Here is a 20,302-nt window from a genome sequence, read left to right as displayed (position 1 = left end):
TTCGGCTAAGAGTACCAAAAAAGTAAGAGGAAACATGTTCCTCTTTTTCTTTATTCACAAAGTTATAACATTCGACCTAGATTATTCGCCCAAACTGGCCTGTAAATCCTCTAAAACCGCATAGTTTGTTGCATCCATCTGAATTGGAGTTACACTCACAAAACCATTTGCAACTGCAAAAAAGTCAGATTGAATCTGGCTAGCAATACGCTGTGGGTCAGTAACAGCTTCACCTGCCAGACCAATCCAATAAACCTGTCTTCCTCTTGGGTCGACATGACTGGTGATTGGTTTAGATTGAGCACGGCGGCCTTGATAGGTAATTTGAGTCCCTTTAAGCTGTGGCACATCCGGAATATTAATATTAAAAATATGTCGCGGTGGTAGCGCAGGTAAACCTTTGGCAATAAAGTCATGCACCCACTTGGCTGCTTGCGCATAATCATCTTTATGATTGTATGAACGTACATCCGACCCAGCTAAAGAAACTGCAATTGCAGGTTGTTTCATTAAGCGGCCTTCAAACGCAGCACCGACTGTTCCCGAGTACAGAACATCGTCACCTAGGTTTGCGCCACTATTGATTCCACTCACAACCAAGTCAAATTCGAAATCGAATAGACCATTCATAGATAAATAAACGCAATCCGCTGGTGTTCCATTCACAGCCCACACATCTTCGGCAATTTGAATAGGACGTAAAGGACGATCAAGTGTTAATGCACTTGAAAAACCACTTCTCTCACTTTCTGGAGCAACCACGACAACACGGCCTAATGGTTTTAACGCTTCAGCTAAAGCTTGTATACCTGGTGCAAAGACACCGTCATCATTCGCAATTAAAATATTCACTAAAAATCTTTCTCGACAAATAAACCCGAAGGTTTTCTCAATTGAATTATTTGTTGAATTATATATATTTATGCCTCCATAGCATTATAAAATTGTGAAAAAATGAAAACTTTCGCTCCTTTTTTTCAAGTATTGGGGATCAGTATCACACTGTGTACACAGACGGTTTTTGCTGATGAGGGTATCTCGACACAAGAAGCTGATAGCTTAATTAAAGATGACATTGCATCTACTCAAGTTTTACAAGAAATTTGCCCGACTTTTGTTGGTGCAAATAAAAATCTTGAAACCAATACTAAAAAGATTATTGCAATGTACCTTGGCGGTTATTCCAATAAATCAATCACCTTCTCTGCGCTGCAAAATGATTCAGAATATAAAACCCTGCTAAATGAAGCTCGTCAGGCTGCAAAAGAAATGGATCACCATGAACAACATGAGCTTTGTGAAGAAGTGGTAAATTACAAAGACTAAGCCTATTTCACTTGATATGCTTTTCTTTAAAAGGTTTTCTGTTGATGTAAAGCAGAAAACCTACATAACAATACATTTTTTCCATTTTTTTAGCCCTTAAATTGTTTAAGCTATCGGCATATTTCAAATTTTTGTTTCAGGTTATCCATGTTTATGAAAAAAAGCTTAGTTCAATCTCTTTCTGTTGTTTTACTTATGACAATGGCAACAGTGGGTTATGCTGCTGACAAGAAAAAACCAACTGAAAATGAAAATGTTGTTGAAGTTACCCCAAATAAAGGCACTACGCCGGAAGAGTTAGCAGCAATTCAGGTACTTTCTGAAATTTGCCCAAGTTTGATTGGCAAAAAAGATGCAGAATTTGCTCAAGGTTATGAACGTCTTGTAAAAGACTATTTGCCAAATGAAGCAGACCCAGTTGCAGCTTTAGAAAAACGTACAAAAGACAAAAGTTTCAAGAAAGTCTTAAAAGAAGCGCGTAATGATGCAAAAGCTGCTGGTAACGAGCAAAATACGTTAGTTTGTCAAGACGTAAAAGCTTATCAATCGCAAAACTAAATTAGTTAAAAACTCTCTAGTTACAATACTGTTCGAAAAAGCCGACTTCCCCCATAGAAGTCGGCTTTGCTTTGTCCTAAAATGCTAGGTTCTTCTGCTTCATACAAGATATTGGAATTACCTAGAATGACTCGAAAAAGCGCTATTGCTGCACTCCTCCTCTTACCAAGTTTTTCTTATGCAGCAACTGTCTTATCAGCTCCGCCAGAATTAAATAATAAGTCTTATGTATTAATGGATTACGAGACAGGACAAATTCTTGCTTCTAAAAATGAAAATGAAAAGCTTGCACCTGCTTCTATGACTAAAATGATGACAAGCTACATCATTGAACAAAAACTATTAAAAGGTGAACTTACCGAGAATGAAAAGGTTCGTATGAACGAATCTGCTTGGTGTAAAGGCAGTAGTTCCGAATCATGTATGTATGTTCCATTAAATGGTACAGCAACTGTTTTAGAGATGCTTCGAGGTATTATCATCCAGTCTGGTAATGACGCATCAAAAGCAATGGCTGAGCATATTGCTGGAAATGAAGGTACTTTTGCTCACCTGATGAATCAGGAAGCAAAACGTATTGGCATGACCAATACACAATTTATGAACTCTACGGGTTTACCTGCAGAAGGCCATTATTCAACTGCAAAAGATATGGCAGTTTTAGCTCAACATATTATTAAAGATAGCTCAAGATACTATCCAATTTACTCTGAGAAAGAGTTTACATTTAACGGTATCAAACAAGGTAACCGTAATGCTTTACTTTACACAGACCCAAGTGTTGATGGCCTAAAAACAGGTCATACCGATGAAGCTGGTTACTGCTTAACAACTTCAAGTAAGCGCGGTCCAATGCGTTTAATCTCAGTGATTTTTGGTACCAATAGCGTTAATGAACGTGCAAACCAAACACGTGCATTGTTGTCTTGGGGTTTTGCAAACTTTGAAACTGCAAATGTTCAACCTGCAAATCAAGTTCTTGCAAAAGCTAAAGTATGGTTTGGTAAAGAAAATGAAGTTCAAATTGGTTTAGCAGAGAACTTTAACGTTACTATGCCTAAAGGCAAAGCAGGCGGCATTAAAACTCAATTGGTTGTTCAACCAAATTTAAATGCGCCTCTTCAAAAAGGCCAAGTGGTTGGTAAACTTGTTGCAAGTTTAGATGGCAAGGTCATTGCTGAAAAACCTTTAGTTGCATTAAAACCTGTTGAAGAAGCAGGCTTCTTTGCACGTATGATCGACCATATTAAACAATTCTTTAGCAACTTATTCTAATTTTAGAGTAGTTGGATTAAGCACTCATGCTATTAGCTTGAGTGCTTTTTTATTTTATAATTTGATTAAATTTTATTTTGATACTTCTTATGACAAAAAACATCCGTCCCTATTTAGATCATCATCCACAAATTGATCCAAGCTGTTACATTGATGATATGTCAGTGGTTGTTGGTGATGTGAAATTGGCCGAAAATGTTTCAGTTTGGCCTTTTGCAGTCATTCGCGGAGATGTAAATAGCATTCAAATTGGTAAAAATAGTAATGTACAAGACCATTGTATGTTACATGTCAGCCATAAAAATGATGCAAAACCTAATGGTTCCCCGCTTATTATTGGTGAAGATGTGACTGTAGGTCATCATGTGACTTTACATGGCTGTACAATTGGTAACCGCGTACTAGTAGGTATCAATACCGTTATTTTAGATGATGTTGTTATTGAAGATGACGTGATGATTGGTGCAGGCAGTTTAGTTCCACCTCGTAAAGTCTTAAAAAGTGGTTATTTATATGTTGGAAGCCCTGTACAGCAAGTACGTCCTCTAACTGAAAAAGAATTGGCATTTTTACCTTATTCAGCAAGACATTATGTAAAAGTGCAAAACAACCATAAAGATACCCAAACAAATTAAATGTACTGAGTTTTTTCAAACGATAGCGTTTTACAATCCTCTATCGTTTGTAAGATCACCGTAGCCAAAAACCCCTAAATTTCGTATCATACGACTTTTAAATTCATGGTGCTTTTTTATGGCCGCATGGACTCCTCATGTCACTGTCGCTACAGTCGTAGAAAAAGATGGACGCTATCTTTTTGTTGAAGAACATAGCGAAGGTTTTGTACACACAGTGTTTAATCAACCTGCTGGTCATGTGGAATGTGGTGAAACGCTAATAGAAGCTGCCATTCGTGAAACTCTTGAAGAAACGGGTCATCATGTTGAGATAGATGCTTTACTTGGCATTTATACATATACTCCACCCATGTTTCCGGATCGGACTTACTATCGCTTCTGCTTTTTAGCGCACGTCACTCATGTCGAAAGCGACCCTAAACTTGATACAGGTATTGTTTCTGCTGTTTGGATGACTCTAGATGAGCTTCAAGAATCTGCCCGTGCTCGTAGCCCTTTGGTGATTAAAGCCCTTGAAGATGCTATAAAAGGTCACCATTATCCTTTAGCTCTTATTTATGAGCACCCTTTCTCTCCCTCATTAACTTCACATTTGGATGCCTAGTCCTATGCAACAACGTGTCATCGTCGGTATGTCTGGTGGCGTAGATTCATCTGTTTCTGCGGCGCTTTTACTTCAACAGGGTTATCAAGTTGAAGGTCTTTTCATGAAAAACTGGGAGGAAGATGACGGCACGGAATACTGTACAGCAATGGAAGATTTAGCCGATGCTCAAGCAGTAGCTGACAAAATAGGTATTAAACTCCATACCGCAAACTTTGCTATGGAATATTGGGATCGTGTGTTTGAACTTTTCCTAGCTGAATATGCAGCGGGCCGCACCCCAAACCCAGATATCTTATGTAATAAAGAAATTAAGTTCCGTGCATTTTTAGACCATGCCATGACTTTAGGCGCAGATTTTATTGCAACAGGTCATTATGCTCGTCGTGCTGAAACTGCTTATAACTCTAAAGGTGAAGCATATGCACCTTTATTACGTGGTTTAGATAACAACAAAGACCAAACCTATTTCTTGCATGCAGTGCATGGCCGTGAAATTAATAAAACCCTATTCCCCGTTGGTGAAATTGAAAAGCCAGAAGTGCGTAGAATTGCCGAAGAACTGGACTTAGCAACGGCGAAGAAAAAAGATTCAACTGGTATATGCTTTATCGGCGAACGCCGCTTTAATGACTTCCTTAAACAATATTTACCCGCTCAACCAGGTAAAATCGTGTTGGATAACGGTAAAGAAGTTGGTGAACATCACGGTCTGATGTACTATACGCTCGGTCAGCGTGGCGGTATTGGTCTTGGTGGACTAAAAGGTGCAGCAGAAGGTGCATGGTTTGTACTTCATAAAGACCTTGCCAACAATCGTTTAGTTGTAGGCCAAGGACATGAACACCCACTTATGCAAAGTACACAGCTTTGGAGTGAGTCAATTGACTGGGTAGCTGGAGAACAACATATTCCGACTGAAGGATTACGTTGTACTGCCAAAACACGCTATCGCCAACCTGATCAGGCTTGCACAGTGTTTATTGATGAAAATAGTGAACACGGTATTCGTGTTGAGTTTGATGAACCTCAGCGCGCAGTCACACCTGGCCAAAGTGTTGTATTTTATTCGGATGAAGTTTGCTTAGGCGGGGGTGTGATTCACCATACAAATGCCCCTACACCAGATTTTATTTAAGGGAATGGATGGCATGGTGGAGTTACCCTTTCAACAATCACAAGCCTTGAATGTTCGCCAAAACCGTGCCCTTGCTTTGGCTGGGGTATTCCAAGCGACCCAGCTTACGCATATGACTGCCATGACTGGACAACAAAGTATTGGTGAAAGCGGTAATTTCTATTTTGAGTTATTAATAAAGGCGAGTTTAAATATTCGCCCTACAATAAATAATAATAATGTTCAGACTTTAGATTTTTTTAATCAACTGGCTGATATTTCATTAGGTCTTAAGACACTCGAAAATTGTATTACGCAGCCTTTTACCAATGCGCCTAAATCTCGTTTGCCTAAAATGCGTAGTGCAAAACTTCCCATGTCTTATGCGATGTCACTTTTGCAATTAGAAAAAAAGGTCTATAGCAATCCTGAATATGTAGCGATTATTGAAAAAGCACAGCAGAAAATTTTAAAACAGCTTTCTTTTTTCGATAATAACTATTTACACCCAAGTATTTTAGCCAATTTGGCGCAAACCTATGTAGATACCGCTGGGCAAATTAATCCACGTATTCTTGTTCGTGGTAATGCTGAGGCATTTAAAGATACCAACCATACTAACCGTATTCGTGCTTGTCTGTTTACAGGGCTACAAATGGCTCATTTATGGCGACAACTCGGCGGTAGTTCATGGAACATGATTTTTAGCAAACGTAAATTGCTACAGGATATTCAAGCACTTGCTCGTTTACAGTACCAAGTTATCTAACGCTGTAACGAGATTATTTTTGTTTTATGTTTATTCCAGCATTAAGGAATCGTTATGAACGCTTTAACCGCACTATCACCATTAGATGGACGTTATGCCAGCAAATGTGATGCGCTACGCCCTTTTCTTTCTGAGTTTGGTTTAATTCATGCTCGTGTCACTGTAGAAGTGCGTTGGTTACAAGCGCTTTCTAACCGTCCAGAAATTATTGAAGTTGCTTCTTTCTCAGCTGAAACAAATGCAGCTTTAGATGCAATCGTAAGCAACTTCTCTGAAGAAGATGCGAATCGCATTAAAGAAATTGAACGTACAACTAACCATGACGTAAAAGCAGTTGAATATTTCTTGAAAGAGAAAATTGCTGGTATTGCTGAATTACAAAATGCGGGCGAGTTCATTCACTTTGCTTGTACATCAGAAGACATCAACAACTTGTCTCATGCGCTCATGCTTAAAAACGGTCGTGAAGTTTTAGTATCAAGCATGAAGCAAATTTTAAATGCAATTTCTGCTTTAGCAACGACTCATGCTGAACAACCTATGTTGTCTCGTACACATGGTCAAACTGCTAGCCCAACAACTTTGGGTAAAGAAATGGCAAACGTTGCATATCGTTTAGCTCGTCAAATCAAACAGTTTGAAAATGTTGAGTTATTAGGCAAAATCAATGGTGCGGTAGGTAACTACAATGCTCACCTTTCTGCTTATCCAGATGTTGACTGGGCTGCTCACGCACAAGCTTTTGTTGAATCTTTAGGTTTAACATTTAACCCATACACAACTCAAATCGAGCCACACGACTACATGGCTGAGTTGTTTGATGCATTACGTCGTTACAATACAATTTTGATCGACTTTAACCGCGACGTATGGGGTTATATCTCTTTAGGTTACTTCAAACAAAAACTTAAAGAAGGCGAAGTTGGTTCTTCAACTATGCCACACAAAGTTAACCCAATTGACTTTGAAAACTCTGAAGGTAACTTAGGCATTGCAAATGCAGTGTTGGCTCACTTAGGCGAAAAATTACCAATTTCTCGCTGGCAGCGTGACTTAACTGACTCAACTGTACTTCGCAACATGGGTGTTGGTTTTGCTCAAAGCTTAATTGCTTTTGATGCTTGCTTAAAAGGTGTTGGTAAACTTGAGCTTAACGCAAATCGTTTAAATGAAGATCTTGACCAAGCTCAAGAAGTTCTTGCAGAGCCAATTCAAACAGTTATGCGTCGTTACAACATTGAAAAACCATATGAGAAGTTAAAAGCTTTAACTCGTGGTCAAGCAATGACTCGCGACATGATGGTTGATTTCGTAAATGGTAACGAACTTGCTCAAGTACCAAGCGAAGAGCGTGCTCGTTTAGCTGAGCTTACTCCTGCAACTTATACGGGTAACGCAGCTGAACAAGCAAAACAAATTAATGAATTAATTAGTAAAATCTAATTAAAAAGTTAATCAAAAGCGAAGCCTAGGCTTCGCTTTTTTATTACACTTATACTCATCAAAATAAAGTTTTCCATAAAATGATCGAAAAAAAATTTCAACTTAAACACTATATTGCAATCAGCCTGCTTTTGATTGCCATTATTGTTTCAGGTATCAATCCTCTGGAGTTTGAAGCTTACTTACTTCATCAATCCGGCACTATTTTAATGCTGATTTTACTTTTTATTATTTTCAAAAAAATTGGTCTCGATTTTTTAAGTTTTTGTTTTTATTTACTGTTTCTTTTAATCCACGTAATTGGTGCTCATTATCTGTATTCATACGTTCCGTATAACGACTGGATTCAGCACATCTTTCATTTTAATTTAGATGAATACATGGGTTGGTCTCGCAATATGTATGATCGACTTGTGCACTTTTCATATGGTGCTTTGCTCTACCCTCTTATTTATCGCGTTTTTCAAGTTTGGTTGCCGACTGCACGTCCGTTTTCCCTATTTTTACTTGTAGTTCAATTCGTGATGGCATCTAGTGTTTTTTATGAACTGATCGAATGGCTCATTGCTATTGGCTTATCACCTGAACAAGCTGAAAATTATAATGGGCAACAAGGCGACATGTGGGATGCTCATAAAGACATGTTACTCGCCACAATTGGATCAATTGTTTATGGAGTTATTACTCTTATAACAACACCGAAAATCAAAAATTAGCCATAAGTAAAAAGCGCTCATTGAGCGCTTTTATATTTTACATAGAGTCTTTTAAACAACCGGATAAGTCTGTTCTAAAATATTTTGCAAAGGTGAAGAAGTCGTATTTGGTAAAATTTGATCAAGATTTATTGTCTGGTCAACTGAAGTATTTACATCAGTTTGTTCAGGTGCTTGTGTAGGCTTTAATGCAGTCGATGCTAAAAGCTTTGCCACTGGATCTGAGTCACTCGCAGAAGAACTTTTCAATAAATCATCTATAGGAACAGTTTTCTGCTGAGTATTGGTCTCAGGTGTTGTATTTTGTGCGACTTTTAAAGTACTCAGTCCAACACTATCTGCTAAAGCTGGTTCATGTGTACCCAACATATCTACTGAGGCATCAGCTAAACTTGCAGTTTTCGGTGCAACTACATAAAAGATAAATGGAGAGCTTGCTTCACTCGTAAGCCCTGCCGCATCAGTTTGAGTCAAAGTAATGCTATGCTTACCCAAAGCTAAGTCTTTATCAAATGTAAATGTCCATGATTTACCAGTTGATACAGTCACTACTCCAATTGCAATACCATTATCATAAATCGTAAGCGTCGCATTTGCCTCGCCTGAACCTGTAAGTTTTGGTCTAGCATCATCCGTTTCTGAGCCAGATCCAATAGTGCCTTTTACATCACCGACATCATCTTCTGCGCTATTTAATATAGGTTTTGTTGGAGGAATAGTATCTTTCGTACCCACAATATCGAAGCTTTCAGACCGGTTTCCAGCGTTATCGATGGCTGAAACAGAACCATGACTGTTATCAGTTAATGCTGGTGAAATGCTAATAGTAAATTTTCCATTCGCATCTGCTGTTCCACTACCAATAACCTTACCTGTCACATCTTTTATTTCAATTTTGGCATTTGCTTCGGCTGTACCAGTTACCGAATTACCCTCTGCATTAATTTGAGCAGTTGGTTTATCAGGAGCAATCGAATCAAAACCTGGTTTAATCTCGACAGGCTTAGACGTATTACCAGCTGCATCTTCAACAACTACTGTACCTTTTTGAGACTCTTTTAAAGCAGGTGAAAGCGTAATTTGAAAGTCACCTTGGGCATCCGCCATGCCAGTTCCAATGACTTTGCCATCTGCATCTTTAATTTGAACTTTTGCATTTGCTTCGGTTTTACCATGTATTACCGACCCTTCTTTGTTAACTTCAACAAAAGGGGAAGCTGGTGGTACAGTGTCTTTACCCGCAATAATTTTAACTTCTTCAGATTTATTACCAGCAGCATCTTCGGCAACTACTTTGCCTCCGGCTTCACTAGTTAATGGTGGAGTAATTTTTAAAGAATAGATACCATCTTTATTTGCAAAAACAGTTCCTAATACTTTGCCAGTGGCATCATAAACTGTGATTTTTGCATTTGCTTCAGCCTTACCAGTTACCAATGATCCATCATCGTTCAATTGAGCCTGTGGAGCATCTGGGGCAATTGTATCTTTTGTTCCTGTTACAACAGTCGCTTTTGAATTATTTCCAGCTCCATCCTGAGCAATAACATTTAATTTATCACCATTCACGAGTGGCTTATCTAATTTAATCGTGTAGTTACCACTTGCATCTGCAACACCTGATGCAACCGTATTGCCTGCGGCATCTTTAAGATAGATTTTTGCATTCGCTTCAGTTTTACCAGTCACTGTCACGGTATCATCAGCAAGCGTAGCTGTAGGAGCAGCAGGTGCGATTAAATCAGGCGCACTTGATGAATCCTCCTTATCATCTTTCTTAAAAGCCCAAAGATATAGTCCTTCCGCAGCTAAAACTGCTAGACCTGCTTTAAGTACGCTTCCCATTGAAAAACTTGGATCACTATCAACCGCGATGTTTGCAGCGGCTGGACTAGTACTGCCGTAACCTAAGTCTGTAACGTGATTTAAGCCTTTATAGTCGATTACTTTACCTTGGGCATCGAATTGTGCTTCAACAAATTTTCCATGTTCAGTCGGAAAAACAAGGGAATGCTCTGTTGTATTTGTTGCTTCATTAAAGAAATTTTCTAAGACAATTGTCTCGCCATTCTTTAAGTGGATGACTAGCCGCCCACCCTGTTTTTCCATCGATGCAATATCTTTTTGACTGATACCAATTTGGATGATCGTAGGTTGATTCAAAATTACTTTATTGAGCTGACCATCTTGCAGAACGTCCAAACCCTTTTTGGATGCCACAATTATTCTTGTCATTATTTCCTATCCTGAATTTCAGTTATATTTTTAAATGTTTAACTTTTTAAATGAGTCATCTAAAAGCTATTTTATTGTTGCCTAAAATATCAAAATCACTTACTCATCACAATTCAATAAGTATATTTATCAATAATATTTTTTTACTTTCCATTCAAAATATGGTGGTGTTTCAAAAAGTATGCTGACATTAAATGAAGCCATTATTGATGTAAAAAAAGGTTAAGTCGAAAGCTTTAAAATGGTTTTCAATCTTTTTTGAAAAATTACAACTCCTTCTAAAACCACGCCTAATTCGATGCCTTATTTTGCAATTATTACCTTCAATACCTACAGTAAAAAATTTACCAATACTTTGCTTGCAGTTTTTAAAAGCAGTTATGAAACTGTCCCAATGATCACTTGCAATTCGGGTGTAGTGAATACCTAATTGTTTAAGCTTTGTTTTCAATCGTTGAACTGTAGCTAAGTCTCTTTTACCCCAAACATAAGCAACAATCTCACCTGTTTCTCGATGGTAGGCGTAAATAAGCCATTGTTTATTATTTTTATTTCCCACAAAAGTCCAAAACTCATCAACTTCAAGAGACTCATAATGACTTTGTTTAGGCTGAATTTGGTAGGTCGATTCGGTTAAAGTACGTAAAACTTTACCGATACTGATTCGCTCAACTTCAGCGATATCTCGTATACCACTACCTCTGACCATCAACTGTAATATTTTTCGAGTAATGCCTGAATTACATCCTAGATAGCTCAGAGCATGGTCACCAATAAACTGACGTTTACAGTCTTTGCACTGATAGTTTTGTTTCCCATCTACTTTGATGCCATTTTTCTTTATACTGTCACTGAGGCAGGTTGGACATTTGATTTCTAGAGTTATTCGCATTTCTCTATTTTATCAAAATTCAACCTGCTTTGTTTCAGCATACTTTTTGAAACACCACCCAAAATATAACTAAACAGGACAGACATAAAACGTATATATTACATTCCTAAGTAAAAGTAGCTAAATGCACCTATAAGGACTAAAACAAATAAAGCCATATAATTCGTTATTTTCTTATCAGCAAGTGTCATCTTAAGCATAGTCCAACCCTGAAAGCGTTTCGCAAGTATGCTATTTAAAACAAGTGTCGAAAGATGCACGATAACTAAGGCTAAAAATAAGTTTGCGAAAAATGAATGTAAGTCTCTCAAAGAATAAGTAAAGTGCTCTGTTCCGTATCCAAGTGCTACAACAACAGGAATGAGTATGAAAATAAATACAATCGAAGCTTGAAATAGTCCAATGCTGAACAGTTGAATTGAATTTTTCGAAAAAATACTTGCTGAATTTGCATGACTAAATGATTTTTTAATTGCATTGAATGCCATACTGCTGCGCTTTTTTATGCCAAATGGTGCGCTATTTGAAACACGGGGACTTAAAAAATGCCAAATAACTCGTATGGTAATACTGATGAGAAGTATATAACCAAACATCATATGCACTTGATGTAGGTCTTCATTATCGCCTGTAAAGTAAGCTCCAGTAAAAGCAATCATAATAATGATGTGTAAAATTCTTATGAGAATATCAATATGCGACAAAGTCTTTGACATCACAAAACTCAAAACTTAGGAATTAGCTCCTACTTTGGCAATTGAAACTTAAACAAATATTAAGCAAATTCTTTTAATCATCGATATAAAAAGAGCACCCATTAAGGTGCTCTTTCTTTTATAAATATCTTAATTAAAATTTTGTATCACGCATCTGAACTAGCGTTGAATTCGCTTTTGCCAAAGTGTCTGCAACTTTATTCATTACCGCCGGAATCAGGCTATCCGCCATTTGAGCAGCTTGTAAACCCAACTTTTCACCCAAAGTTGCCTTTTTACGTGTGTTGATCACATAGACATCATGCTGAGGTAATAAAGCTAATAAATACTCATCAGATGTTTCTAGTTTATCTACAAGGTTTAAATCAAGCGCATCTTGTCCATACCAATGCTCGCCTGTAGCAACTTTATCTACATTCAGCTGTGGACGATACTTCTCTACAAAGTGCTTAAACAAGATATGTGTTTGTTGTAGCTCTTCTTCAAACTTCGCTTTACCTTCAGGCGTATTTTCACCAAACATGGTCACAGTACGCTTATATTGCCCTGCTGTATAAAGTTCGAAGTCAACGTTATGCTGTTTTAAAAGACGATTGAAATTTGGAACCTGAGCAACGACACCAATCGAACCAACAACAGCAAATGGCGCAGAAATAATTTCATTCGCAATACAAGCCATCATATAGCCGCCACTTGCAGCAACCTTGTCGACACAAATTGTTAAATGAAAACCTGCGTCACGCAAACGAACCAACTGAGCTGCTGCCAGTCCATAACCATGAACCATACCACCTGGACTTTCAAGGCGTACCACAACACGGTCGCGTCCGGCTTTAGCCGTTGCTAAAATAAGTGTGATTTCTTCACGAAGATTTTCAACCGCAGATGCCTGAATATCACCTTTAAAATCTAAAACAAAAATTTTCTGATTGTTCTTACGGCGGATTTTAGCTTCTTTCGCAAGTTGTTGAGCTAATTGTAAAAGCTCTAAACGACTTGCTGTGGTTTGTGCAATTTTTTTTCTCTGTTCATTTACACGTGCATTTAAATGACTAACACGTATTTCCGCAGGGAGTTTAGGCAAATGGAATAACATAAAATTCTATGCTCATAAGTTTGTCTTTATAGCCTTAAGATGTGGTTCTTTTGATTAAAATTCAATAGCGATTTTGCAAAATAGATTCATTTTCATTTATTGAATAAAAAAAAGAGCACAAGGCTCTTTTTCTTTTACAGCTATAAATTAACCGAAACGGCCAGTAATGTACGCTTCTGTTAATTGATGATCAGGTTGCGTAAATACTTTTTCTGTAGAGTTTACTTCGATCAGATCACCTAAATGGAAGTAAGCTGTACGGTCTGAAACACGTGCTGCTTGTTGCATTGAGTGCGTTACAATCACAATCGTATATTGATCAGAAAGTTCTGAAATAAGCTCTTCCACTTTTGCTGTTGCAATTGGATCAAGTGCAGAACATGGTTCATCCATCAGAATAACTTCAGGACTTACTGCAATCGTACGTGCAATACATAAACGTTGCTGCTGACCACCAGATAAACCTGTACCCGGCTGATTCAAACGGTCTTTCACTTCTTCCCATAAGCCCGCTTTACGCAAGCTATTTTCAACGATTTCTTCTAGGTCGTATTTATCACGTGCTAGACCGTGTAGCTTTGGTCCATAAGCAACGTTATCAAAAATAGATTTAGGAAATGGGTTTGGCTTTTGGAATACCATGCCCACCTGAGCACGTAGCAATACAACGTCCAGATTTGGATCATAGATATTTTTATTATCTAAAGTGATCTTACCTGTTACACGGCAACCATCAATCGTGTCATTCATACGGTTTAGAGTACGTAGGAAAGTCGATTTACCACAACCTGATGGTCCAATGAATGCAATCACTTCATTTTGATAGATATCTAAATCGATGCCTTTAATTGCTTCAAAGTCGCCATAGTAAACATGGGCATCTTGTGCACTAATTTTGATTTCAGTTGAGTTCTGCTTTTTTGAAGTTTGCGGTTCAAAATGCGAAACATATGAAGTGCCATGGTTCAGCGGCTTATCTGTAAATTGAGACTGTTCAGTATTCACCAACTTATCCTTTTCTAAGGAATTCGTAATATCAATAGTATTCATTATTTATCCTCTATTACCAACGCACTTCGAACTTTTTACGTAACCAAATTGCAAGGCTGTTTAAACCAATCATTAATGCAAGAAGTACGATAATCGCAGCAGCAGTACGGCCTTCGAAGAAGTTACGCAACTCATTGCCCTGCCATAAGTAAACTTGAACAGGTAAAGCAGTTGCTTGATCAAATGGAGTTGTTGGAATACTTGCAACGAATGCACTCATTCCGATTAAAAGTAACGGCGCAGTTTCACCAAGGGCGTGTGCAACACCAATAATTGAACCTGTCATGATCCCTGGCATCGCCAAAGGTAAAACATGATGGAAAACGGTTTGTACTTTTGAAGCCCCCAAACCAAGTGCAGCTTGACGAATTGATGGTGGCACAGCTTTTAAAGAAGCACGGGTTGTAATAATGACTGTTGGTAATGTCATTAAACTTAGTACCAAACCACCAACAAACGGAGCCGACAATGGTAAGTGCATCCAGCCAATGAAAATGGCTGCACCAAGCAAACCGAACACAATTGAAGGAACAGCCGCAAGGTTATTAATGTTGACTTCAATAATGTCTGTAAGAAAGTTCTTTGGTGCAAACTCTTCCAGATAAATAGCACTCGCTACCCCAATTGGGATCGAAATAATGATCACAATCAGCATCATAAATAACGAGCCCATGAATGCACCTGCAAGACCACTAATTGCTGGTGAACTACGAGAGTCCGGATTTGTAAATAAATTGGTATTAAATGTATTTTCGAGAATACCTTTTGCTTTCAAATCATCTGCAAGCTTACGAGTTTCCGGGTCAAGCTGTTGCTGGTCATCTGGTAATGAGCGGTCAATGTTACCTTTTAACCATACGTCTACGTTAGCATCGCCCAAGAAAGTAAGGTTCTCTTTTTTACCAATCAGCGATGGGTCAGCAAATACCATGTCACGTAAACGATAAGCTTCAGAACTTGCATATAGACTACGTAAGGAATCGCGCTGTGACTCAAGTGAAGGGTCTTTAGCAACCATACCATTTACGATCAGGCTATCCCAATCCACCATACCCATTTTTGTTTGCCAATCGACATAACGTTCTTGGTAATGCGCCGGTGTTTCACCCTGAGTACGAACAGGCACAGGACCCGCATCAATCACTTTAGGGTCAAAGTAAACTGGAACATTCATGCTGGTTTGCCAAAATGCTGGTAAACCTTTTGCCAAAATACTACCGAACAATAGCGCAACGAATGCAAGACCAATAACAACTGCCGATAAACCAGCAATACGGAAAGCTTTTTCTTTGCGGTGACGCTTCGCCAATGATTTTTCAATCACTTTTTTACGGCGATCACGTGCCTGAGCAGCAGCTTGTGGATCAAATACGTTCTGATCCATAGGAGACGATGTATTTGATGTACTCATTCGTATTGCTCACGGTATTTACGCACAATGTACAGTGCAACAATGTTTAATCCCAAGGTAATCACAAAGAGTGTTAAACCCAGTGCAAATGCCACCAAGGCTTGCGGGCTTGCAAAATCGGTATCGCCAGTTAACTGTTTTACGATGGTTACAGTCACTGTCGAAACAGCTTCAAACGGATTTGCATGTAGAAGTGGACTGTTCCCTGCTGCCAAAACCACAATCATGGTTTCCCCTACGGCACGCGATACAGCCAATAAAAATGCCCCAGTAATACCCGGTAAAGCTGCTGGTAAAACCACTTGGCGGATTGTTTCTGATTTGGTTGCCCCAAGCCCGAGTGAACCATCACGAAGTGCACGTGGAACTTGAGTAATAATGTCATCTGACAAAGATGAAACAAATGGGATAATCATGATTCCCATTACGAAACCTGCAGTCAAAGCACTGGTTGCGTTAATTTCGATACCAATATGAGCACCAACAGCTTTAAAGAATGGACCAATAACCATCATGGCAAAAACACCATAAACAATCGTTGGAATACCCGCTAAAACTTCAATGGTTGGTTTTGCCCATGAGCGTAACCATGGAGATGCGTATTCAGCTAGATAAATAGCAATCATTAAGCCAACTGGTACGGCAACCAATAAGGCAATACCACTGACCATGAGCGTACCCCATAGTAATGGTAATAAACCATAGCTACCTTCTGCATTACCTGAAGTACTAAAACCTGGGTTCCATTCAGTTCCAAAGAAAAAGTCAATTGGACTTACAAAATGGAAGAAGTGCATTGCTTCACCAAACATCGACATTACAATGCCGATAGTGGTTAAAATTGCAACACCAGAACACAGGATTAAAGCAACATTAATGGCACGTTCAACTTGGTTACGAGCGCGATATTCTTGATTGATTTTGTTCTTTGCCCAGACCAAGCCTAGTAAGGCAGTACAAACAACAACGGCAAATTTGGCAAAAGAGGCAATAGTTTGAAATTTTGCATATTGCTGAGCCGCAGCCAATTCATAAGCTTCCGGATGATCACTTACCCCAAAACCTGAAGCAATCGATTGAACTCGATCAACAAGAACACTTCTTGCTGCTTCATCTAGAGATGCAGCGACAGAAGCAGGAACATTATTAAAGATAATATGATTTAAAATACTTGGCTCAACCAAGTTCCAAATGATCAAAATTAAAAAAGCAGGGATACCGCACCAAAGCCCAACCAGTGCGCCATAATAACCAGGACGAGAATGTAGTGTCGCCGAGTTGCTTCCCTTACCTGCTAGGTGGCGGCTCTTTCTTAGCCCAAGTTGATATGCAATTGCCACAAGGGCTAACAACACACCGATAAGTAGCAGATTCATGTATTCTCCACTGTTTTCTCAATTGTCATAATTTGGGAAAAACGTGTTAGACAAAAAGGCTGATGATCACTTGGGATCACCAGCCCCTATTCAAAACAAATTATTTAACAGTTTTACCTGCTTTAAAGTCAGCCAAGACTTTAGCGCGTTCTGCATCAGACATTGCGATTAAACCGTCACGCTCAGCTTTAGAACCTTTACCAGTCGCTTTTTTGCTTAGGAAGTATTCTACATACTGTGGTAAACCTTTAACTGATTTTAAGTGTTCGCCTTTCACATAGAAGAACAATGGGCGAGATACAGGGTATGTACCGTTTAACACAGTTTTCTCAGAAGGAAGTACGTTGTTTACTGATGCTACACGTAACTTGTCACGGTTCATGTCATAGAAGCTTAAACCGAACACACCTACCGCACTTGGAGAAGTTTTTAAGCGAGCTAAAGTTTCTGTATAGTCGCCAGCAATTTCAATTACACGACCGTCTTTACGGAAAGTCGAACATGCTTTCTTCTGAGCGTCTTTATCTAAGTTTTTGAAGTATTCGTATGATTCACAACCAGCATCAATCATTTTCTCTTGGAAAACTTCACGCGTACCATGGTTAGACGCAGGAATTACAAGCGTAATAGGTTCGTTAGGAAGTGATTTATCGATTTGGTTCCAGTTTGTATATGGGTTTGGAACCAATTTACCTTTTGAAGGTAACTGCGCAGCTAAAGCAGCAAACACATGGTAAGGCTTTAATTTATAAGCTGCTTTGTGTGAGCTAGACGCGAATACGATACCGTCATAACCAATTTTGATTTCTTGAATTTGTTTTACACCAGCTTTGTTACAAGCTTCAATTTCAGTGCTTTTAATTTTACGAGAAGCGTTTGCAACGTCGATTGTGTTGTCACCAACACCTTGACAGAACTGCTTTAAACCAGCAGAAGAACCACCAGAACCCACAACAGGAGTTTTAAATTGAGGGAATGTATTACCAAACTCTTCAGCTACAACGCTGGCAAACGGTAATACAGTTGAAGAACCAGCAATTTGAATCGTATCACGAGCTGCATTTGCAGTCGTAGTTACAGCGGCCCCAGTTACTGCTAACGCAATTGCGATTTGACGTGGATTTAAGCGCATTCTGTTCTCTCTCATTAATGCAATAGGTTGTACGTCACTTTTTGTTTAGTGCTTGTACGCTCTTCGATAGCTGCATTGTGAATAGAAAATATGACAAATAAGTTACAGTATTATGACGCTTTAATGATTTTTAAAATTGGGACTGTCATATTTCTAATTCTATTTTATATCAATTATTTAATCTTATTTTACAAGGTAGCTCGCACTCAAGTTTAATCTTGAATATGACAAACTCTCAAATCAACAAATTGATAATTTTGCTTAAATTATAAAAACTTAATGAATTGAGATTACAAAATTATTTTACTAACCCATTTTTTATTTTTTTACATGTCATATTTATTTTGAAAAATTATTTCGCTCAAACATGAAAATATTATGACAAAAAGATAAACGGTTATCTGCCCTTTGTCAGATAACCGCAATATCACTGTAAATTTAAGCTTATTAGTTTGATTGCACTTCTGGCATTGCGACCATTTTTTTACGGTACTTCAAGAAATACATGATAGCTAAAGCCGCCAACCAAATAGGCCCTAAAATAACAGCCAATCTCATATCTGGCGTCATCGCCATAATAATAAGAATAAAGCATACAAAGCTAATGGTTAAATAATTACTCCATGGACTCATAATGCTTTGGAACTTAGTTTGGCGACGTTGTAATTTCATTGCTTTGGTAAATTTCAAATGTGTGACTGAAATCATAAGCCAGTTAATGACAAGTGCTGCCACAACCAACATCATAAAGATCTGAAACGCTTGACCAGGAATTAAGTAGTTCACTACCACACATACAGCTGTGATTGATGCAGAAACAACCGCTGCCGGAACTGGAATACCACGACTGTTCACTTTCTTCAAAATTGCAGGAGCATTACCCTGCTCTGCTAAACCATGCAACATGCGGCTATTACAATAGATACAGCTGTTATAAACCGAAATAGCAGCAATTAAGACCACAAAGTTAAGAACATTTGCCACGCCATTACTATTGAGTGACTGGAAAATTAAAACAAACGGGCTACCACCTTCTGCAACCATATTCCAAGGGTAAAGACATAAAAGAATACCAATTGCACCGATATAAAAAATCAGGATGCGGTACACAATTTGATTTGCTGCTTTTGGAATTGTTGTTTCTGGTTTCTTGGTTTCTGCAGCCGCAATACCAATAAGCTCTAAGCCACCAAATGCGAACATAATGACAGCCAAAGCCATAATAAAGCCATGAATACCATGCGGGAAAAAACCACCGTGTTGCCATAAATTTGCAACACCTGCTTGCGGACCTGCTGAACCGGAAAATAATAAATAAGCACCAAAGCCAATCATGCTTAAAATGGCAACAATTTTAATGCAGGAAAATAAGAACTCGGATTCCCCAAAAAAGCGGACATTTACCAAGTTAATGCCGTTAATTAAAATAAAGAAAAATAATGCAGTCATCCATGTCGGAATTTCGGGCCACCAAAATTGGATAAACGTACCAATAGCACTCAGTTCGGCCATACTAACTAGTACATACAATACCCAATAGTTCCAACCAGACATAAAACCAGCCATTTTGCCCCAATACTTGTTCGCAAAATAACTAAAAGAACCACTCACTGGTTCTTCAACAACCATTTCACCTAAATGGCGCATAATTAAAAAGGCAATAATTCCTGCAATTGCATATCCTAATAAAATTGAAGGACCAGCCAATTTAATTGTTTGTGAAAGACCTAAGAATAACCCTGTTCCGATCGCTCCTCCGAGTGCGATGAGTTGAATATGCCGATTGGATAAGCCTTGTTTTAACTCGTGCTTACTGTTTGCATCCATAACATTATCTCCAATGTTGGTGTCACTTCCTGTACACCTTTATTCAGCACTACATCCGAAGATCAGAAACCGACCTTCGGACATAAGTTGCTTTAATATGAGTCCATTTAATTTTAAGAAG

The 20,302-nt window shown here is 38.5% G+C and carries 19 protein-coding genes; 9 read left to right on the top strand and 10 right to left on the bottom strand.

Going from position 1 to position 20,302, the window contains the following annotated elements:
- Positions 1-81: 81 nt before the first annotated feature.
- Positions 82-852, bottom strand: coding sequence for a 5'/3'-nucleotidase SurE (gene surE, locus F985_RS08880; RefSeq protein WP_004700156.1), 771 nt, complete (start codon positions 850-852; stop codon positions 82-84).
- Between the two features lie 102 nt (positions 853-954).
- Here surE and F985_RS08875 point away from each other — a divergent pair, with 102 nt between their 5' ends.
- The 9 genes from F985_RS08875 to F985_RS08835 all read left to right on the top strand — a co-directional run bounded on the left by F985_RS08875 (position 955) and on the right by F985_RS08835 (position 8,446).
- A complete protein-coding gene (locus F985_RS08875; RefSeq protein WP_004700154.1) occupies positions 955-1,326 on the top strand; it encodes an MCR_0457 family protein in 372 nt (123 codons plus the stop codon).
- Positions 1,327-1,473: 147 nt separating this feature from the next.
- On the top strand, positions 1,474-1,884 hold the full coding sequence (locus F985_RS08870; protein ID WP_004700152.1) for an MCR_0457 family protein: 411 nt from the start codon (positions 1,474-1,476) through the stop codon (positions 1,882-1,884).
- 126 nt (positions 1,885-2,010) lie between these two features.
- The gene (gene dacC / locus F985_RS08865) at positions 2,011-3,159 is read left to right on the top strand and encodes a D-alanyl-D-alanine carboxypeptidase PBP5/6 (RefSeq protein WP_004700150.1); all 1,149 of its coding nucleotides are present in this window, start codon (positions 2,011-2,013) and stop codon (positions 3,157-3,159) included.
- Positions 3,160-3,248: 89 nt separating this feature from the next.
- Positions 3,249-3,794, top strand: a complete 546-nt coding sequence (locus F985_RS08860) for a gamma carbonic anhydrase family protein (protein ID WP_004700148.1) — start codon at positions 3,249-3,251, stop codon at positions 3,792-3,794.
- A 118-nt stretch (positions 3,795-3,912) separates the two neighbouring features.
- Positions 3,913-4,401 (top strand): NUDIX hydrolase, encoded by a 489-nt coding sequence (locus F985_RS08855; protein ID WP_004700146.1) that lies wholly within the window; start codon positions 3,913-3,915, stop codon positions 4,399-4,401.
- 4 nt (positions 4,402-4,405) lie between these two features.
- The gene (mnmA, locus tag F985_RS08850; RefSeq protein ID WP_004700144.1) at positions 4,406-5,539 is read left to right on the top strand and encodes a tRNA 2-thiouridine(34) synthase MnmA; all 1,134 of its coding nucleotides are present in this window, start codon (positions 4,406-4,408) and stop codon (positions 5,537-5,539) included.
- Positions 5,540-5,552: 13 nt separating this feature from the next.
- Positions 5,553-6,287 carry a high frequency lysogenization protein HflD gene (gene hflD / locus F985_RS08845; protein ID WP_004700142.1) on the top strand — a complete coding sequence of 245 codons (735 nt, stop codon included), beginning with the start codon at positions 5,553-5,555 and terminating at the stop codon, positions 6,285-6,287.
- A gap of 54 nt (positions 6,288-6,341) precedes the next feature.
- The gene (gene purB, locus F985_RS08840; protein WP_004700140.1) at positions 6,342-7,730 is read left to right on the top strand and encodes an adenylosuccinate lyase; all 1,389 of its coding nucleotides are present in this window, start codon (positions 6,342-6,344) and stop codon (positions 7,728-7,730) included.
- Positions 7,731-7,810: 80 nt separating this feature from the next.
- On the top strand, positions 7,811-8,446 hold the full coding sequence (locus F985_RS08835) for a DUF2238 domain-containing protein (protein ID WP_004700138.1): 636 nt from the start codon (positions 7,811-7,813) through the stop codon (positions 8,444-8,446).
- A gap of 51 nt (positions 8,447-8,497) precedes the next feature.
- Here F985_RS08835 and blp2 read toward each other — a convergent pair whose 3' ends face one another.
- From blp2 to F985_RS08790, 9 genes are all read right to left on the bottom strand, one after another.
- A complete protein-coding gene (blp2, locus tag F985_RS08830; protein WP_004700136.1) occupies positions 8,498-10,681 on the bottom strand; it encodes an Ig-like repeat protein Blp2 in 2,184 nt (727 codons plus the stop codon).
- Between the two features lie 190 nt (positions 10,682-10,871).
- A complete protein-coding gene (locus tag F985_RS08825) occupies positions 10,872-11,573 on the bottom strand; it encodes an IS1-like element ISPa14 family transposase (protein ID WP_001223318.1) in 702 nt (233 codons plus the stop codon).
- 98 nt (positions 11,574-11,671) lie between these two features.
- Positions 11,672-12,289 carry a cytochrome b/b6 domain-containing protein gene (locus F985_RS08820; RefSeq protein WP_004700134.1) on the bottom strand — a complete coding sequence of 206 codons (618 nt, stop codon included), beginning with the start codon at positions 12,287-12,289 and terminating at the stop codon, positions 11,672-11,674.
- A gap of 133 nt (positions 12,290-12,422) precedes the next feature.
- Positions 12,423-13,385, bottom strand: coding sequence for a protease SohB (gene sohB / locus F985_RS08815; RefSeq protein ID WP_004700132.1), 963 nt, complete (start codon positions 13,383-13,385; stop codon positions 12,423-12,425).
- Between the two features lie 147 nt (positions 13,386-13,532).
- The gene (gene pstB, locus F985_RS08810) at positions 13,533-14,435 is read right to left on the bottom strand and encodes a phosphate ABC transporter ATP-binding protein PstB (protein ID WP_004700130.1); all 903 of its coding nucleotides are present in this window, start codon (positions 14,433-14,435) and stop codon (positions 13,533-13,535) included.
- A 13-nt stretch (positions 14,436-14,448) separates the two neighbouring features.
- The gene (pstA, locus tag F985_RS08805; protein WP_004700128.1) at positions 14,449-15,846 is read right to left on the bottom strand and encodes a phosphate ABC transporter permease PstA; all 1,398 of its coding nucleotides are present in this window, start codon (positions 15,844-15,846) and stop codon (positions 14,449-14,451) included.
- Positions 15,843-17,222 carry a phosphate ABC transporter permease subunit PstC gene (gene pstC / locus F985_RS08800; protein ID WP_004700126.1) on the bottom strand — a complete coding sequence of 460 codons (1,380 nt, stop codon included), beginning with the start codon at positions 17,220-17,222 and terminating at the stop codon, positions 15,843-15,845. The genes pstA and pstC overlap by 4 nt, the downstream gene beginning before the upstream one ends.
- A 100-nt stretch (positions 17,223-17,322) precedes the next feature.
- A complete protein-coding gene (locus tag F985_RS08795) occupies positions 17,323-18,354 on the bottom strand; it encodes a substrate-binding domain-containing protein (protein ID WP_004700123.1) in 1,032 nt (343 codons plus the stop codon).
- A 447-nt stretch (positions 18,355-18,801) separates the two neighbouring features.
- Positions 18,802-20,181, bottom strand: a complete 1,380-nt coding sequence (locus F985_RS08790; protein WP_004700121.1) for an amino acid permease — start codon at positions 20,179-20,181, stop codon at positions 18,802-18,804.
- Positions 20,182-20,302 lie beyond the last annotated feature (121 nt).

This window comes from Acinetobacter seifertii, assembly GCF_000368065.1.
In the GTDB taxonomy this organism is placed as follows: Bacteria; Pseudomonadota; Gammaproteobacteria; order Pseudomonadales; family Moraxellaceae; genus Acinetobacter; species Acinetobacter seifertii.
This window is presented reverse-complemented; position numbering and strand designations above follow the sequence as displayed.

What these genes read in the sequence shown, in the direction of transcription:
- F985_RS08875 (WP_004700154.1), top strand. Translation starts at nt 955, where the DNA reads ATGAAAACTTTCGCTCCTTTTTTTCAAGTATTGGGGATCAGTATCACA.
- F985_RS08870 (WP_004700152.1), top strand. Translation starts at nt 1,474, where the DNA reads ATGTTTATGAAAAAAAGCTTAGTTCAATCTCTTTCTGTTGTTTTACTT.
- dacC (WP_004700150.1), top strand. Translation starts at nt 2,011, where the DNA reads ATGACTCGAAAAAGCGCTATTGCTGCACTCCTCCTCTTACCAAGTTTT.
- F985_RS08860 (WP_004700148.1), top strand. Translation starts at nt 3,249, where the DNA reads ATGACAAAAAACATCCGTCCCTATTTAGATCATCATCCACAAATTGAT.
- F985_RS08855 (WP_004700146.1), top strand. Translation starts at nt 3,913, where the DNA reads ATGGCCGCATGGACTCCTCATGTCACTGTCGCTACAGTCGTAGAAAAA.
- mnmA (WP_004700144.1), top strand. Translation starts at nt 4,406, where the DNA reads ATGCAACAACGTGTCATCGTCGGTATGTCTGGTGGCGTAGATTCATCT.
- hflD (WP_004700142.1), top strand. Translation starts at nt 5,553, where the DNA reads ATGGTGGAGTTACCCTTTCAACAATCACAAGCCTTGAATGTTCGCCAA.
- purB (WP_004700140.1), top strand. Translation starts at nt 6,342, where the DNA reads ATGAACGCTTTAACCGCACTATCACCATTAGATGGACGTTATGCCAGC.
- F985_RS08835 (WP_004700138.1), top strand. Translation starts at nt 7,811, where the DNA reads ATGATCGAAAAAAAATTTCAACTTAAACACTATATTGCAATCAGCCTG.
- blp2 (WP_004700136.1), bottom strand. Translation starts at nt 10,681, where the DNA reads ATGACAAGAATAATTGTGGCATCCAAAAAGGGTTTGGACGTTCTGCAA.
- F985_RS08825 (WP_001223318.1), bottom strand. Translation starts at nt 11,573, where the DNA reads ATGCGAATAACTCTAGAAATCAAATGTCCAACCTGCCTCAGTGACAGT.
- F985_RS08820 (WP_004700134.1), bottom strand. Translation starts at nt 12,289, where the DNA reads ATGTCAAAGACTTTGTCGCATATTGATATTCTCATAAGAATTTTACAC.
- sohB (WP_004700132.1), bottom strand. Translation starts at nt 13,385, where the DNA reads ATGTTATTCCATTTGCCTAAACTCCCTGCGGAAATACGTGTTAGTCAT.
- pstB (WP_004700130.1), bottom strand. Translation starts at nt 14,435, where the DNA reads ATGAATACTATTGATATTACGAATTCCTTAGAAAAGGATAAGTTGGTG.
- pstA (WP_004700128.1), bottom strand. Translation starts at nt 15,846, where the DNA reads ATGAGTACATCAAATACATCGTCTCCTATGGATCAGAACGTATTTGAT.
- pstC (WP_004700126.1), bottom strand. Translation starts at nt 17,222, where the DNA reads ATGAATCTGCTACTTATCGGTGTGTTGTTAGCCCTTGTGGCAATTGCA.
- F985_RS08795 (WP_004700123.1), bottom strand. Translation starts at nt 18,354, where the DNA reads ATGCGCTTAAATCCACGTCAAATCGCAATTGCGTTAGCAGTAACTGGG.
- F985_RS08790 (WP_004700121.1), bottom strand. Translation starts at nt 20,181, where the DNA reads ATGGATGCAAACAGTAAGCACGAGTTAAAACAAGGCTTATCCAATCGG.